This window comes from Natranaerobius trueperi, assembly GCF_002216005.1.
GTDB classification, from domain to species: domain Bacteria; phylum Bacillota; class Natranaerobiia; order Natranaerobiales; family Natranaerobiaceae; genus Natranaerobius_A; species Natranaerobius_A trueperi.
In genome coordinates, this window is the sequence record NZ_NIQC01000017.1 from 11,852 (window position 1) to 27,724 (window position 15,873).

Here is a 15,873-nt window from a genome sequence, read left to right on the forward strand (position 1 = left end):
ACTGAATAGTTTTTAAAAGTTAAGGGTATACTTGGGCGATAAACTTATGAATTATGTAGATTTTATTTTATCTTAAGGAGGAAGTCTGATGTTAGATCCAATTATAGGTGTACTAGCCAATATTTTAGGATTTTTTCTCGACTTAACTGGAAGCTATGGAATAGCAATTATAATCTTGACTGTTTTTATCAGAGGATTAACTTTTCCATTAATGGCAAAACAAATGAAGTCGACTGAAAAAATGCAAGAATTACAGCCTGAATTAAAAAAGTTACAAGAAAAGTATAAAGATGATAAAGAGACGTTAAATAAAAAGACTATGGAATTATGGAAAGAACACAAAGTTAATCCAGCAGCAGGTTGTCTACCTCTTTTAGTTCAAATGCCAGTTCTTTTAGCAATGTTTAGACTACTTCATAGATACGAAGAATTTCTAGGAGATGTAGATACTAGTTTTTTATGGGTTGATTTAAGCCAACCTGACCCTATCTGGTTACTACCAATATTGGCTGGTGCTACAACCTTTTTACAACAAAAACTAACTATGCGTAGCCAAAGTAATTCTTCAATGATGGCGATTATGCCGTTCATGCTTATTTTTATAAGTATAAATCTTCCCGCAGGACTTCCTCTATATTTTGTAGTAGGTAATATCTTTTCTTTATTAGCTCATTTAGCTACAAAGAAAAGACCCAAGGCTCAAAAAGAAGGGGGAGCTGAACAGCAATGAGCCAGGTGGAATCCACTGGAAAGACAGTAGAAGAAGCTATTGAGAAAGGTCTTACAGAACTTGGGATTGAACGAAAGTTAGCTGAAGTTGAAGTCTTAGAAGAGCCTTCTAATGGTTTACTTGGGTTGATTGGAGTAAAACCGGCTTTAGTTACAGTATCTCAAAAGTATGATCCAATAACGTTATCCTCTGATTTCCTTGAAGGATTATTAGACCGTATGAGAATACCTGCAACAGTTGAAGCAAAAGATACTAATGAACGTGAAATATATCTTGAGATTAAAGGGAAAAAGCTAGGGGCGGCAATAGGTAAACGTGGACAAACTTTAGATTCTCTTCAATTTTTAGTAAATTTACACTTAAATCAAAAATTACAGGGTTCTAGTTACTACGTTATTCTTGATGCTGAAAACTATCGTGAAAAAAGAAGAGAAACTTTACAAAGATTAGCGAATAATCTTGCAGAAAAAGTAAAAAGAACAAAACAAAAAGTTGTTCTCGAACCAATGAATCGTTATGAACGAAAGATCATTCATACTACATTGCAAGACAATAACGCAGTAACTACTTATAGTGATGGTTCTGAACCTAATAGAAAAGTAGTTATTTCTCTGAATGAATAAACCGCCTTTAATAGGCGGTTTTACTTTAGTATTTTATTTTTTATATTGATTACAATAAAATAGTAGATTATTAAATTTCTGAGGTGATTGAAATGTCTAGTGAAGATACTGTTGCTGCTCTTTCGACTCCACCAGGTGAGGGTGGTATTGGAATAATTAGAATTAGTGGTCCGAAAAGCTTTGAGATTGGGAAGAAATTATTTTTTAGTTCTCGTGAAATTACAAATTTTAAAAATAGAAAACTTTATCATGGTTATATTTTTGACCGTCGAAATAATAAAACTCTCGATGAAGTATTAATTACTTTTATGAAAGGTCCTTATACATACACTTGTGAGGATATAGTAGAGATACACTGCCATGGAGGGATGATTCCTGTAAGGGAAATTTTACAGCTTATCTTTTCTTTAGGAATACGACCCTCGGAACCAGGAGAGTTTACAAAACGAGCTTTTTTAAATGGTCGACTTGATTTAACGCAAGCTGAAGCAGTTATGGATCTTATAAGTACTAAAACTCAAAACTTAAAAGATGTTGCCATGAAGCAAATATCAGGTAAGTTAAAAGAAGAAATTTCACACCTTCGTACTGAACTTATAACTGTTTTATCAAACCTTGAAGCTAAAATCGACTTTCCTGATGAAGAGATTGATGTAGAGGATATGTCTTCCTTAAAAGAACGGGTTTCTTATATAAGAAAAAGTCTTTATGAGCTAATTGAAAGTTTCAATAAAGGGAAAATTATTAGAGAAGGTGTAAAAACTGTTATAGTTGGAAGACCTAATGTTGGTAAATCTTCTTTACTTAATATCCTTTTAGGTGAAGAAAGGGCAATAGTTACAGAAATTCCTGGAACGACTAGAGATACATTAGAAGAAGTTATTAATTTAGATGGAATTCCATTACGAATAATTGATACAGCAGGTATCAGAGAGTCAACTGATAAAGTTGAACAAATTGGTGTGAAAAGAACAAGAGATTCAATGGAAGAAGCCGATATTGTTCTAGTAGTATTGGATTCTTCACAGGAGTTAAAAGATGAAGATAAAAAGATTTTAAATATGGCAAGAGATAAACCTTCACTTATTGTATTAAATAAAGCTGATTTAGAAAAAGAATTTCATGAAGGCACGGTGAATGAATTAGCACCTGATATACGAAAAGTAAAGGTATCTGCATTAAAAAAAGAAGGTATTGATCAATTAGAGAAGTATATTTCAGAATTGGTTTTTGGTGGGGAAGTTATGGAAACTGATGAAATTGTAATAACAAATGAACGTCATTATAATTCTTTGAAGAAAACGGATAATGTCCTCGCATCTGCTGAGAATGGACTAGAAGCTTATATTAGTGAAGATTTAGTTAGTGTAGACATCAAAGAAGGTCTTGAAATACTAGGAGAAATTACAGGAGAATCTGCTGGGGAAGACGTTATTGACGAAGTATTTAATAACTTTTGTATCGGTAAATAAGGAGGGGATTACTTTGAGTTTTTATGCCGGTTCTTTTGACTTAATAGTTATAGGTGCAGGACATGCCGGTTGTGAAGCAGCGTTAGCGGGTGCTAGAATGGGCGTTAAAACTTTACTTGTAACACTGAACCTTGATCAAATTGCTCTTATGCCTTGTAACCCTGCTATTGGCGGTCCAGCTAAAAGTCATATTGTAAGAGAAGTGGATGCTTTGGGTGGGGAAATGGCTAGAAACATTGATAATACTGCTATCCAGTTTAGGATGTTAAACACAGGAAAAGGTCCGGCTGTTCATGCTTTGCGTGCACAAGCAGATAAAAGAAAATATCAGGATAGAATGAAATATATCTTAGAAAAACAGGAGAACCTCTGGTTAAAACAAGATATGGTTGAAAATTTAGTAATAGAAGAAAATGAGATAAGAGGTGTTATAACTCAAAATGGCGCAAGATATGATACACGTCAGGTAGTAATAACTTCTGGTACATATCTTAAAGGGAGGATAATAGTTGGTGAAGTTGATCATTACGGTGGTCCAAATGGTCAAATAGTTGCTAAAACACTTTCGGATGATCTTGAAAAATATGGTGTTAAGCTTATGCGCTTTAAAACAGGTACACCGGCCAGAGTTTTAGGTAGGAGTCTCGACTTTGATAAAATGTATGAGCAAATTGGGGATGAGTATCCTTGGCAATTTTCCTATTATCATGCTCCACAGCGGTTACAGCAGATGTCTTGTTTTTTATCTTATACTAATGAAACAACTCATAAAATAATTAAGGATAATTTACAAAGATCCCCTCTTTACTCAGGTCTTATTGAGGGAACAGGCCCTAGATATTGTCCTTCTATTGAGGATAAAATAGTTAGATTTCCTGATAAAAATAAACACCAACTCTTTTTAGAACCTGAAGGATTACATACTGAAGAGTATTATGTCCAAGGTATGTCGACTAGCTTACCTATAGATGCTCAAGTTAAAATGCTAAGATCCATTCCAGGTCTTGAAAATGTTGAAATCTTAAGGCCCGGGTATGCTATTGAATATGATTGCATAGATCCAACTCAACTGAAACAAACTTTAGAGTTAAAGGATTTTTCTGGTTTATTCTTTGCAGGTCAAATTAATGGAACAAGTGGTTATGAAGAAGCAGCGGGTCAAGGTATTGTGGCAGGTATTAATGCAGTTTTACAAAGTAAAGGAAAAGAACCAATGATCATTAAAAGAAGCCAAGGATATATTGGTGTATTGATAGATGATCTAGTAACTAAAGGCACAGAAGAACCTTATAGAATGTTAACTTCAAGAGCAGAGTATCGACTATTATTACGTCAAGACAATGCAGACCTCCGTCTAACTGAACTAGGGTATAGTGTGGGTTTAGTTACAGAAGAGCGTTATGAATATTTTAAAGACAAAGAAAAGTCAATTGAAAAAGAAAAAGAACGTTTACAGGGGATTATTTTAACCCCTAATAGCACTGTAAATGACTTCCTTGAAGAATTTAATAGTGCTTCTTTAAAGAAGCCAACTTCTTTATATGATCTTTTAAAACGCCCCGAGCTTCAGTATAAAGATTTGAAAAGATTTGATACACAATCTACAGATTTTTGTGAAGATATAACTGGGCAAGTTGAAATTCAGATTAAATATGATGGTTATATATCTAAACAAATAGAGCAAGTTAAAAGGTTTGAAAAACTAGAAGAAAAAATCATACCAGATAGTATTGATTATAATGATATATCTGGACTTTCATTAGAGGCGCAGGAAAAATTAGCAAGGTTCAGACCACGTTCAGTGGGCCAAGCAAGTAGAATTTCTGGTATTAATCCTTCTGATATTTCAGTTTTATTAGTTTATCTAGAGCAATTTAATAGAAAGAAAAGAAAGAAAAAAAGAATGGGTGAAACTAATGAACAGTAATTATGTTATTAATTTACTTAAAGGCTGGGGAGTTAATTTACCTTTAGATATAGAAGAAAAATTTGCTATCTATACAGAAACTTTATTAGAATGGAATAAAAAAATGAATTTAACTCGTATTACAAAGTGTGAAGAAATATATATAGAACACTTTCTAGATTCGATAATGCCTTTTAAATTTTTTACTTTAAACAAACATGACAAAGTTTTTGACATTGGTGCAGGTGCAGGTTTTCCTGGGATTCCTATTAAACTCGTTAACAAAGAAATAGATCTAACCGCTTTAGATTCACAAAATAAAAAAGTGAACTTTTTAAAAAAATTAGTTCATAATTTAAAATTAGAAGGTGTTGAATTACTACATGACAGAGCAGAAAATATGGGTCGTAATTCTGAATATCGTGGTACATATACATATGTTTTTACACGAGCAGTTGCATCTTTAAATATCATAGCTGAACTTGGTTTACCACTTTTAAATGAAGGTGGCTGTCTTGTAGCTTGGAAAACAAAAAAACAATTTAAAAAAGAAAAAGAAGAAGCTCAGAATGCATTAGATATTCTTGGTGGTCAATTTGGACAGTGTTATAGTTATAAGCTTCCAAATAAAGATGATGAACATTTATTAGTTGTGATTAAGAAAGTTTGTAAAACTCCAGACAAATATCCACGGAGGCCTGGCATACCCGAAAAAAGACCGCTTTAGCAGGAATTTAGTACCCTTTATAGAAGAGTTTATTTGGGACCTGAGGAAAGGTGGTGGCTTTGCATGAAAGAATGGTCTAAGCTCCTTGGACTCATCTCTAATGAAGATAAAGATGACCAGAGAGTGGAGAATATTCAAGAAATTCCTTTAGAGAAAATTGAAGCAAACCCTTATCAACCAAGAAAAGAATTTGATGAAGATAAACTTCAAGAACTAATTCAGTCAATAAAAACTTATGGTTTGCTACAACCAATAGTAGTAAGAAAAGTCCCAGACTCTGATAAATATCAAATTGTTGCTGGAGAGCGTAGATATAGAGCACTTACACAATTACAACGTGAAACTGTTTCTGCAATTGTGAGAAATTTAAATGATACTTCAATGGCAGCTTTAGCTATGATAGAGAATATACAACGAGAAAACCTTAACTTTGTAGAAGAGGCAGAAGGTTATCAAAAATTAATTGATGAATTTGGATTAACCCAAGAAGTTCTAGCTCAACGTTTAGGTAGAAGTCAATCTACAATAGCTAATAAACTACGGTTATTAAAACTTAGTGATCAAGTTAAAAGTAAAGTTAATCAATTAGATATTACTGAGCGGCATGCAAGAACCCTTTTGAAGCTTCCTAGTGAAGACTTACAACTAGAACTATTGGGACAAGTTGAAAATGAAAAGTTAAATGTAAAACAAACAGAAGAACGGGCAAAAGTACTACTACAAACGGAAGAGGAAGAAAATAAAGATAAAAAGACAAAGGGCAAAAAAAAGCGTCCGGTAATACGAGATTTGAGAATTTTTTTGAATACAATTAGACAAGCCGTATCAGTAATTAAAGACTCCGGATTAGAACCAGATGTAGTCGAAGACGATTATGAAGATCGTATAGAAATAAAAATTACTCTACCCAAAAATTCAACCAATAAGTAGTAATAAATCTTTAGCATTAAACAGGCATATGAATAAAGTGCCTGTTTTTTTATTATTTTATTAGTTATAATATAACATAGCAAATATTTACGAAAGGGGAAGGATTATGCATCGGATTATTGCTATAACTAATCAAAAAGGCGGAGTAGGAAAAACGACTACTGCTGTGAACCTAAGTGCTAGCCTTGCAAATTGGGATAAAAAAGTTTTACTTTTGGATATTGATCCTCAAGGTAACTCTACTAGTGGAGTTGGTTTAGATAAGACAAATATGGAAACTTGTATGTATGATACATTGATTAATGAATTACCATTAGATGATATAATTGTTGATACAGAAATTGAAAACTTGAAAGTTGCGCCTGCTACTATAAATCTCGCAGGTGCAGAAATAGAATTAGTGCCAACTGTTAGTAGGGAGGTTAAACTCAGATCATTGATAAGAGAACTCGAGACTGAATTTGACTATATATTAATTGATTGTCCGCCTTCTTTAGGGTTATTAACTATAAATGCGTTAACTGCTGCGCATTCAGTTATAATACCGATTCAAAGTGAATATTATGCTCTTGAAGGTTTAGGGCAATTATTAAATACTGTTCAATTAGTTCAGAACCATCTGAATACTTCCTTAGTAATAGAAGGAGTATTATTAACTATGTATGATTCTAGGACAAACCTGAGTTCACAAGTTGGGCAAGAAGTTAAAAATTACTTTGGTGATAAAGTTTACGACACCATAGTTCCACGAAATGTTAGGTTAAGTGAAGCCCCCAGTCATGGAAAGCCTATTATTACTTATGACCATAGATCAAAGGGAGCACAAGTTTATTTAGCGTTAGCAAAGGAGGTTTTAAGTCGTGAATAAGAAAAGATTAGGTAAAGGATTAGATGCGTTGATACCAGAGATAAAGAACGAGAACGAACAACCAAATAATAGCAAAGACGAGGAAACTATATCAATAGAATCTATTGAGCCGAACCCTCATCAGCCAAGAAAAGAATTTTCTGAAGAACGACTTGATGAACTTGCTCAATCTATTAAAACATATGGAATCATTCAACCAATAATAGTAACACCTGAAAGAGATAAATATCGGATTGTTGCTGGAGAAAGACGATATAGAGCTTCAATCAAGGCTGGTTTAACCGAAGTTCCGGTAATTAAAAAAGATTTTACTGATACTCAAATGATGCAAATAGCCTTATTAGAAAATATTCAAAGAGAAGACTTAAACCCAATAGATAAAGGTGAGGCATTAAAGAAGTTGGTAGATGAACATGGTTTAACTCAAAATCAATTATCACAAGAACTAGGGATAGGTAGATCCTCTCTAGCTAATTTGTTACGACTATTACAGTTAGATAAATTTGTACGTGAGAAAGTAAAAGAAGGAGAGCTGAGTGAAGGCCATGCGAGATGCCTTATTTCTTTAAAGGCTGAAGATCAAAAAAAGGTAGCCAAGAAGATATTACAACAAGAGCTGAGTGTTCGAGCTACTGAAAACTTAGTTAAACAATACACTAGTAATAATAAAAAAAGTAATAATACAAAGAAAGATCCTTTTATTTCGGATATAGAAGATAGGTTGTCAAATAAGTTGGGTACTAAGGTTACTATTAACAAAGGTAAAAAGAAAGGAAAAATAGAAATTGAGTTTTTAGGTAATGACGATTTAGAAAAGTTTATATCTATTCTCTCAGATTAATTGTTTCACGTGAAACAATTAATCAACATATATTTATCCAATTTAATGTTACATATGAAAAAATCAAAATTAGTAGGTAAAACTCACTAGTAGATAAATTACAAAACAGTTCATATTAAACTTTTAAAAGACTTATGTAACAGATGAATCAAAGGGAGGAAGCATCTTAATGATCACTCATTTAGGGGATGTCCTAACTGGCACCTTAGTAAACACAGGAGCTATAGTAGCGGGCGGTATTATAGGTCTTATTTTTCGAAAGGGTATATCTGACGAATTAAAGAAAACGGTATTGCAAGGAATTGGGTTAGTTGTTACATACTTAGGAATGTCTATGGCATTTGAAACTGAAAATGTATTAATCTTAATATTTAGTGTTGTTATTGGTGGAATTCTAGGAGAACTAGGAAATGTAGAGCAGAGATTGAATTCAATTGGAGAAAGTATAAAGAAACGGATAGGAAATGATGAAGATCAATTTATCGAAGGATTTATTTTTGCAACTCTCGTATACTGTGTGGGAGCATTAGCTATAGTTGGATCGTTAGAGAGTGGATTAAATCAAAATCACGAAATTTTATTTGCAAAATCAGTCTTAGATGGGACAACTGCTATAGCTTTTACATCAAGCTTAGGGATCGGTGTGCTCTTTTCTTCTGTACCAGTTTTGTTTTATCAGGGGGTTATAGCAGTTTTTTCAGGGAGGATTTCACATTACTTAGAAGATGGAATTGTAGCTGAACTGTCCTCTGTAGGTGGGATACTAATACTCGCAATTGGTTTAAATATCATAGAAGTCACAAAAATAAATGTGGCAAATTTACTCCCTGGTATTTTGATAGCAGCAGTATTAGCAAATTTATTTATATAAACCCTATAGGTGCTTGCAAAACGAATTAGCTAAAAAAGATTAAATTCCTTTTGAATTTTAAAGTTTAAGGTAAAAGATGAATCACTCCTTAATTGGCAATCCAACGAATTGATTTTTTCGTTAAATGCAGACTTACAAGCAATTAAAGCAACATTATTTTGAGAAATAGCGGTTAAAGCAAATTCACAAGATCACTATTAAAATCATACATTAATCTTTTCTTGTACCTTTTCTATAGTTTAGAACCCTTAGAAATAGTGGTATGTTCGCGTTAGTTGTCTTTAGGATAAGTGTAAATTACACGTCATACTTTAAATCAGTACATGGAATGCAACATTTACTGAAACGTTTAGTACTTTGCTTCTACTCAAAAGCAAACCCATTTTATTATTTTTCGGGAATTACAATAACCATCATTTTTGAAAGTAAGTTAATATTTTTAGGGCAAACAGGAACACCATTTTCATTGAGATCTTTGCCTAATTTTTTAGAGTTTTTGCGATTTTCACTAATTACTAGCATTAGAGAACATTCTTCTATCAAGAAGCAATATTTTTCTGTACTATTAAAGCCGGCATCAGCTGTAAGGTTATTGTATTTTTCAATACCATGACGGTTTTTATGTAATTAGAAAGTTTCTTGAGTATAGAAAAAAATCTGACCTTTGAAACTCAACAAAGTAATTAAAGAAAGAAATTTGATTTTTCAAAGGATCACCTCCCAAGAAATATTCCTAATGAGTATTTCGATATAAAGGGAGGGACTCCTGTTGAAACGCTTTGCAAAACCCTCTTATGGCAGACTTTTTGAGTTTTGCAGGGAGCTAATACCCCCTAGCTTTGGAGGTGTGAATCATGGTAACAAAACCATACCTTGTGGTTGATGAAGAAAAATTAATAGAAAATATCAAAGAGATGAGTGTTTATGCGAAAAATATGATGTTCTTTTAAGACCGCACTTCAAAGCACACAAATCTTTTTAAAGGCAAAGCTTCAGGGTAATCATGGAGTTTCGGGATTTACTGTATCTTCACTAGGAGAAGTAGAAATCTTATTAAAAAATGGATAAAAGATGTATTTATAGCATATCAAATACTTGGACCGAATAATTTGAAGTATCTCAAGAACATAATTGATTACTATGAAAATGCCAATATAACAATTGCTGTTGATAGCTATGTGGGAGGATACAAATTACAACAAATAGCTGAAAGTTTAAAAAAGGAAGTGAAATATCTAATAGAAGTAGATACAGGGTTAAAAAGAGGCGGAGTGTCATCTGGTGAAAAAACGTTAAATTTAATTAAAAAATTAAATGCATTTCATAATCTGAAGTTTGCAGGTATATTCACTCCTGCTGGACATGTTTACGGGTTTGGGGCAGAAAAAGTCAAGGAGTTCGGTTGTCAAGAAGGGAAGCTGATGTCTGAGACTGTAGTTCTTATTCGAAATAAAACCTCATATGAAGATTTCAAAGTAAGTGTTGGTAGTACACCAACAGTTTGGTATTCAGCTAAGTATCCACATATTAATGAAATAAGACCAGGAAATTATGTATTCTATCAGCAATACAACAGAAAGATTCCCGGTTGATGCTAGAGGAAAAACAAGTTGATTTAGTAAAAAAGAAGGAGATTATCAACAAATCTAGAATTCATGCAAAGGTGTTTTGAAATTTTCTCGAAATAATAGTTTAGACCGGGAGAAGACCTGAGGTGGTGGGAGAATGAAAAAAGAAAGTAAGAATAAAAAAAATACTAGCTATACGATTATGTTAATTCCACATTCTGAAAAACCTAGTTTCTCAGTAAAATTGCCAGTTTACCTTTTTCAAGGGCTAGCAGTTTTAGTAGTACTTTTTGTAATAGTTACAGTTAGTTTTGTTGGTAGTTATTTGAGTTTAGCTCAAGAAGCTTCAGAATTAGAAGACTTAAGAGAAACTAACCGAGAACAAAAAGAAAAAATAGCTAATTTTGCAGAGCAAACAAAAACACTTGAAGAAAAAATGGAAAGAGTAGCAGAAACAGAAGAAAAGGTTCGTGAACTTTTAGATATAGAAGAAAATGGTGAATCTGAAGAAGGGGAATTACTAGTAGAAAAAGGAGATGAAGCTCTAAAGCAACTTACAACCAACGGTAGGGGCGATATGAGTTTTACTGCATCTAATACTGCTGAAAGAACAGAATTTAGTATTAGGAGACTAGCTAGTGAATTACCAGAAAAAGAAATGGGGTTAGAAGACTTAAAAGAGGCTGCCATCAAAGAAGAAGAAGAAAGAAAGCATACACCTTCCATAATACCTGTTCATGGAAGTATAACCTCTTCTTATGGGCGCCGAAATAACCCTATAACTGGTCGAAGAGAATTTCATGATGGGATAGATATAGCTGCAGGGCAAGGGACACCTATTAGAGCAGGAGCGAATGGTCAAGTTGTTTATAAAGGGTATAGAGGGGGATATGGTAATTTGTTAATCATTGACCATGGTTATGGATATCAAACTTACTATGCGCACCTGTCGAGTTTTAATGTAGATAATGGGGAATACGTGGAAAAAGAAGATGTAATTGGATATGTAGGAAGAACGGGAAATAGTACTGGTCCACACCTACATTATGAGGTTCATGTTAATGGTTCCCCTGTAAACCCAAGTGACTATATTAATTAATAGGACCAGTTTTTAAGGAGGAAGGAACATGTTTAACAAAAAAGAAAAAGCTCAGCAGTTAGATAAGGTTGAAACTATCATAGGAAATGCAACTGAATTTAAAGGTAATATTTCTTCTGAAGGTATGGTTAGAATAGATGGATCTGTAGAAGGAGAAATAGCAATTGGAGATAGTCTTGTTATTGGTGAACAAGGAAAAGTTTATGCAAATATAAAGAGTAAAAATGTAACTGTTGCTGGAGAAATACATGGTGATGTAGAATGTACAGAAAGCTTAGAGATATTATCTAGTGGGAAATTATATGGTAACATAAAAGTGACTAATCTATTTATCGATGATGGTGCAACCTTTGAGGGTAATTGTGAAATGAAACAAAGTAAAGAAAACGAAAAGGTAAAAAAGAACGAATCACCTTAGAAACTAGTATTAAGGCACAGTGTTATACTGTGCCTTTTTTAAATAATCCTTCAATGAAAGATTGATTCCTCTACTGATTGACTTAGAGAGAGTGATCACATTATATAGACGAGTGTTTTGTAAGACCATATATTCGAAAAATCCCCCAACATTAACAATACCAGTGATATGACAATCACCAACTGGCTCAAGCTCTTTATTGACGCCAGAACCTGGTTTGACAGGTCCTTCTTTAACTGTAACTTTACCAACACTCTCTATTTTCCCTAAACAGGCATCGATAGCAATTATATATGGATTTGTAAAATTTCTTTTTATCTCATCAACAGTACCTTTTAAATTAGTAGCATGTACAGGAAACTCTAAGGTTCCTTTAACTTTTACTTCCCGAGGAAGTAAACTTAAAAGATGAGTACCAGTTAAAGGCCCTAGCGAATCGCCAGTAGACCTGTCTGTTCCAATACAAGCCACAATAATTTGGTCGGGATATGGCCTATCTCTAATTAGGATTTTATCAAGTGCTTCTTTTATTTTGAAACAACTATTAGGTTTTTGACCAGGCACCTTAAATTCTATTTTTTGGTGTATAAGTTTATTTAACACTGTTAATGCTCCTTTCAATTCTTTTAACACAGTGTTTATTTGCTACTATTATTCCCGGTTTATATCTAGTTATACGCAGGAAATAAATAATAAACAGAGAATAATAAGAATATTAGTATTTAAGTTTAATGAGTAATCAAGGGGGGTTACTATAGAAGAGTTAAAAGAAGATTACAAACAAGTTAACCAATTACTAGAAGATAAAGAATTTATTAAGGCTAAAGAAACGTTAGGAATGATGGTTGAAAATCCCCCCCCTGAATTTTCTCCTGGTTACAATAAAATGGGTGTTGTTTTAGCTAGAGGAGGCTAGAGATTATTTTGAAAAAGCTATAGATTTATGGCCTAACTATTCTTCGCCTTATAGTAATATAGGAAACATATATCTAGAATTAGGAGACAAAGAACTTGCTGAGGAATATTATCATAAAGCATTATTGTTTACCTTAAAAACCCAGTCCTTTATAACAATTTAGCAAGGATTGAAAAAAAGAAGGGTAATAGCAAATCTTTCATAAAAAACAAAATATTAGCTCGAAAATATAAAAAAATGGCGATAAAGAAGTTTTAATTCATTATTTTGAAAAACAAAAGTTTGTTGAAAGCAATCGAGGAGGGAGGATTGGATGTCTGGTTCAAATAATTCTAATAGGGCTTCTTTTAAGCGTTTTGGTATAATAAAAGTTACCAAAAAACCTTTTTTTTATTTCATAATACTAGCTTTTATTTTAATCTTTGGCCTGTATCTACAAATTTCAAGATATACCACTACTTTTAATCCAATAGAATTTTATCTTGGGAAACCGGGTGTTTTTCTAAAATCTGAGAAAACACTAGAAAATGTTAATGTGAATGAAGTTAGTATCAGCTATTTAAAAAATAACTGGATAATTACTATTCAAGGGAATAGTGATCATCAGTTAAGAATGTATGATGAAGGACTAACTATTGAGGAAACTCTATCATTAAACAATAATGAAGTAGTTAAAAAAATAGATAATACATTAATAAAAAAATCTGATGAAAAAATTGCGCTAATTAACTCAGGGGAGGTTGCAACCAGTTTTTCTAAAACCCCTGAAGAAGAATTGATTTACTTCTCTGATGAATATGTAGGTTTAGTTAATAGTGAAGTAACAGAAAAAAACGGTATAGAATATAAAGATAGACTTCGTTTAATTCCACTTAACTCAGAAAATGATCAGATAGTCAAGGAATATAAAGATAAAGCTATATTACAATTAACGAGCGAATTTAAAGATGGGAAATATTTAACTTATACTTTAGTTGATTTAGTCACTGCAGAATTTAAACTAATATATTATGATTTAGAAAAAGAGAAGATAAACAAGGAGTTTAGTCTTAAAGAACCACCTATTAAATTAGAAACAAATGGACAGATATTAATTGTGGAGACTAAGTCAGAGCTCTCGATATTCGATGATGAGGGACATGTAAGAAAAATTGATATTGATTCTGAAAAAGAAGTGTTACAAATGAAACATAACAAAAACCAAAACAAGTGGTTATTGACATTTGAAATGGGGTCAGATCAAAATAAATGGAAAAGTGTACTTCTTAACAACGAAGGAGAAATTATAAGAGACAACGAAATATCTGAAGAAATATTAGATATCACATATTTAGAACAATATAATGAGTTTGGAATTATTACAGAAAACACCTTATATAGAATTGATGAAAATAATCTTACTGTACACAAAAGTCCCTTTGGAATGTCGGTAAAAGGACAGTTTTGTGAAACAGGAGAAAATTATCTGCAACTAAAAGAAAATGGGAAACTTAATCTTTATGAAATAGAGTATCATTAAATTACAAATCAATACATATATCCTTGAGTATAGTACATATAAATACTATGAATTGTACTGGAGGAATTCAAGGTGAATTTATTTGATTTATTTGTAATGGTATGGACATCCTGGTATGCTGTGAGTGGTTTTTTAAAAGGTTATTTAGCAACTTTTGCCGGATGTGTTGGAGCATTTTTTTCTTTATTATTAGCTAGTTGGGTTCATAGGCCATCTGCAGAAACAATAACATCCTATTATGATTATGAACTAAATAGTAGTTTAGTAGATTATGAGGTTAATTTAACATCTTTAATAGACATGGGGGTAGGAAAAGAGGTTATCTCAAGCTGGTACTTAAAAGATGAAAAAGAGCAAGAAGTTGTACCTGTTGAATCTCTTGAAACGGGTGAAATAACTCATGTAATAGAGACGTCTTTTTCAGAAATCATTATATTTTTTATAATCAATGTCTTATGTTTTATTATTACTTATTTTACTTTTAGAAAATTAATTTATATTATCATGGATATAATCTTTGAGAAAAGAAAAAAACATAACTTTTTAGCCTCTCCTAGTGCATGGGGTGGTGCTTTAGTAGGAATTTCTCAAGGATTGATCATAGTAAGTGTATGGTTGTTTCTGATTTTATTGATTACCCCTTTCGGGATACCTTATCAGATATTAAGAGAGTTACAAAACTCCTATATTGGTTATTTACTGATTGAATTAATATCGAAACTACTATACTGATTTTATGGAGGTGTCTTTTTATGCAGGGTTATACTTTAAATCAAGTAGTAAAAATGAAAAAACCTCATCCTTGTGGTGCAAACGCATGGAAAATAATTCGTGTAGGTGCTGATTTTAGGATTAAGTGTATGAGTTGTGAAAGAAGTATAATGATCCCGAGAACTAAATTTGTAAAACAAGTTAAAAAAGTCTTATCAGAGGAAGAAGTGAAAAAGGAATTGAACAACTAACTTAAAATTTAAAAAGACAAGCTAGTAGTGTTATTGCATAATGCATTTAGTTATGATATCATTTTGAGTTGTATTCCCTGCTCTATATAAAATAGGGCTCAGACCAAAGGGAGGAGGTGAAGATATGAGAAAGTACGAAGTAGTTACTATTTTTACCCCTGATCTAGAAGAAAAGCAGGTAGAAGAAGCAAATAACTGGATTAAATCAATTATTGAAAAGTATGACGGTGAAGTTCAGGAAACTGAAAAATGGGGTAAGAAGCGTTTAGCTTATAGTATTAATGACTATCAAGAAGGTATCTATTCTATTACTACGTTTACTGGAGACAAACAGGTGACTGAAGAGTTAGAACGTTCTTTTAGAATGAGTGAACAAGTTATTAGATACCTTATAACAAGATTAGATGACTAAATGTTACTCGG

The 15,873-nt window shown here is 32.5% G+C and carries 18 protein-coding genes and 1 pseudogene; 17 read left to right on the top strand and 2 right to left on the bottom strand.

Features of this window, described 5'->3' with window-relative positions:
* Window positions 1-88 precede the first annotated feature (88 nt).
* The 9 genes from CDO51_RS08210 (at window position 89) to CDO51_RS08250 (ending at window position 8,968) form a co-directional block, all read left to right on the top strand.
* Entirely contained in the window at window positions 89-730 is a 642-nt protein-coding gene (locus CDO51_RS08210) for a YidC/Oxa1 family membrane protein insertase (RefSeq protein ID WP_089023801.1), read from the top strand.
* A complete protein-coding gene (jag, locus tag CDO51_RS08215; protein WP_089023802.1) occupies window positions 727-1,353 on the top strand; it encodes an RNA-binding cell elongation regulator Jag/EloR in 627 nt (208 codons plus the stop codon). Before CDO51_RS08210 ends, jag begins: the two co-directional genes overlap by 4 nt.
* A 92-nt stretch (window positions 1,354-1,445) precedes the next feature.
* Window positions 1,446-2,825, top strand: coding sequence for a tRNA uridine-5-carboxymethylaminomethyl(34) synthesis GTPase MnmE (mnmE, locus tag CDO51_RS08220; RefSeq protein WP_089023803.1), 1,380 nt, complete (start codon window positions 1,446-1,448; stop codon window positions 2,823-2,825).
* Between the two features lie 13 nt (window positions 2,826-2,838).
* Window positions 2,839-4,752, top strand: a complete 1,914-nt coding sequence (mnmG, locus tag CDO51_RS08225; protein WP_089023804.1) for a tRNA uridine-5-carboxymethylaminomethyl(34) synthesis enzyme MnmG — start codon at window positions 2,839-2,841, stop codon at window positions 4,750-4,752.
* Window positions 4,742-5,458 carry a 16S rRNA (guanine(527)-N(7))-methyltransferase RsmG gene (gene rsmG / locus CDO51_RS08230; protein ID WP_089023805.1) on the top strand — a complete coding sequence of 239 codons (717 nt, stop codon included), beginning with the start codon at window positions 4,742-4,744 and terminating at the stop codon, window positions 5,456-5,458. The genes mnmG and rsmG overlap by 11 nt, the downstream gene beginning before the upstream one ends.
* Before the next feature lie 63 nt (window positions 5,459-5,521).
* The gene (gene noc, locus CDO51_RS08235) at window positions 5,522-6,388 is read left to right on the top strand and encodes a nucleoid occlusion protein (RefSeq protein ID WP_089023806.1); all 867 of its coding nucleotides are present in this window, start codon (window positions 5,522-5,524) and stop codon (window positions 6,386-6,388) included.
* Between the two features lie 106 nt (window positions 6,389-6,494).
* The gene (locus CDO51_RS08240) at window positions 6,495-7,256 is read left to right on the top strand and encodes a ParA family protein (protein WP_089023807.1); all 762 of its coding nucleotides are present in this window, start codon (window positions 6,495-6,497) and stop codon (window positions 7,254-7,256) included.
* Window positions 7,249-8,097, top strand: coding sequence for a ParB/RepB/Spo0J family partition protein (locus CDO51_RS08245; protein ID WP_089023808.1), 849 nt, complete (start codon window positions 7,249-7,251; stop codon window positions 8,095-8,097). The genes CDO51_RS08240 and CDO51_RS08245 overlap by 8 nt, the downstream gene beginning before the upstream one ends.
* 169 nt (window positions 8,098-8,266) lie before the next feature.
* Window positions 8,267-8,968, top strand: coding sequence for a DUF554 domain-containing protein (locus CDO51_RS08250; protein WP_169710438.1), 702 nt, complete (start codon window positions 8,267-8,269; stop codon window positions 8,966-8,968).
* 387 nt (window positions 8,969-9,355) lie between these two features.
* On the opposite strand, the gene CDO51_RS15025 is transcribed toward CDO51_RS08250, so the two are convergent.
* Window positions 9,356-9,490 (bottom strand): hypothetical protein, encoded by a 135-nt coding sequence (locus tag CDO51_RS15025; RefSeq protein ID WP_276207012.1) that lies wholly within the window; start codon window positions 9,488-9,490, stop codon window positions 9,356-9,358.
* A gap of 587 nt (window positions 9,491-10,077) precedes the next feature.
* On the opposite strand from CDO51_RS15025, the gene CDO51_RS08255 reads away from it, so the two are divergent.
* From CDO51_RS08255 to CDO51_RS08265, 3 genes are all read left to right on the top strand, one after another.
* Window positions 10,078-10,560, top strand: a complete 483-nt coding sequence (locus tag CDO51_RS08255) for an alanine racemase (RefSeq protein ID WP_158212393.1) — start codon at window positions 10,078-10,080, stop codon at window positions 10,558-10,560.
* Window positions 10,561-10,693: 133 nt separating this feature from the next.
* Complete coding sequence (locus tag CDO51_RS08260; protein ID WP_089023811.1) at window positions 10,694-11,635, top strand: M23 family metallopeptidase; 942 nt, start codon at window positions 10,694-10,696, stop codon at window positions 11,633-11,635.
* Window positions 11,636-11,663: 28 nt separating this feature from the next.
* Complete coding sequence (locus CDO51_RS08265) at window positions 11,664-12,053, top strand: bactofilin family protein (RefSeq protein WP_089023812.1); 390 nt, start codon at window positions 11,664-11,666, stop codon at window positions 12,051-12,053.
* 9 nt (window positions 12,054-12,062) lie between these two features.
* On the opposite strand, the gene yyaC is transcribed toward CDO51_RS08265, so the two are convergent.
* The gene (gene yyaC, locus CDO51_RS08270) at window positions 12,063-12,686 is read right to left on the bottom strand and encodes a spore protease YyaC (RefSeq protein WP_240503530.1); all 624 of its coding nucleotides are present in this window, start codon (window positions 12,684-12,686) and stop codon (window positions 12,063-12,065) included.
* A gap of 284 nt (window positions 12,687-12,970) precedes the next feature.
* Between yyaC and CDO51_RS15390 the strand changes: the two are divergent.
* From CDO51_RS15390 to rpsF, 5 genes and pseudogenes are all read left to right on the top strand, one after another.
* A pseudogene (locus CDO51_RS15390) lies at window positions 12,971-13,132 on the top strand (tetratricopeptide repeat protein); the annotation flags it as partial.
* Window positions 13,133-13,282: 150 nt separating this feature from the next.
* Window positions 13,283-14,488 carry a hypothetical protein gene (locus CDO51_RS08280; protein WP_089023813.1) on the top strand — a complete coding sequence of 402 codons (1,206 nt, stop codon included), beginning with the start codon at window positions 13,283-13,285 and terminating at the stop codon, window positions 14,486-14,488.
* A 72-nt stretch (window positions 14,489-14,560) separates the two neighbouring features.
* A complete protein-coding gene (locus tag CDO51_RS08285) occupies window positions 14,561-15,220 on the top strand; it encodes a CvpA family protein (RefSeq protein WP_089023814.1) in 660 nt (219 codons plus the stop codon).
* A 20-nt stretch (window positions 15,221-15,240) separates the two neighbouring features.
* The gene (locus tag CDO51_RS08290) at window positions 15,241-15,450 is read left to right on the top strand and encodes a DUF951 domain-containing protein (protein WP_089023815.1); all 210 of its coding nucleotides are present in this window, start codon (window positions 15,241-15,243) and stop codon (window positions 15,448-15,450) included.
* 124 nt (window positions 15,451-15,574) lie between these two features.
* Window positions 15,575-15,862: a 30S ribosomal protein S6 gene (gene rpsF, locus CDO51_RS08295; RefSeq protein ID WP_089023816.1), complete on the top strand. Its 288-nt coding sequence runs from the start codon at window positions 15,575-15,577 to the stop codon at window positions 15,860-15,862.
* Window positions 15,863-15,873: the final 11 nt, after the last annotated feature.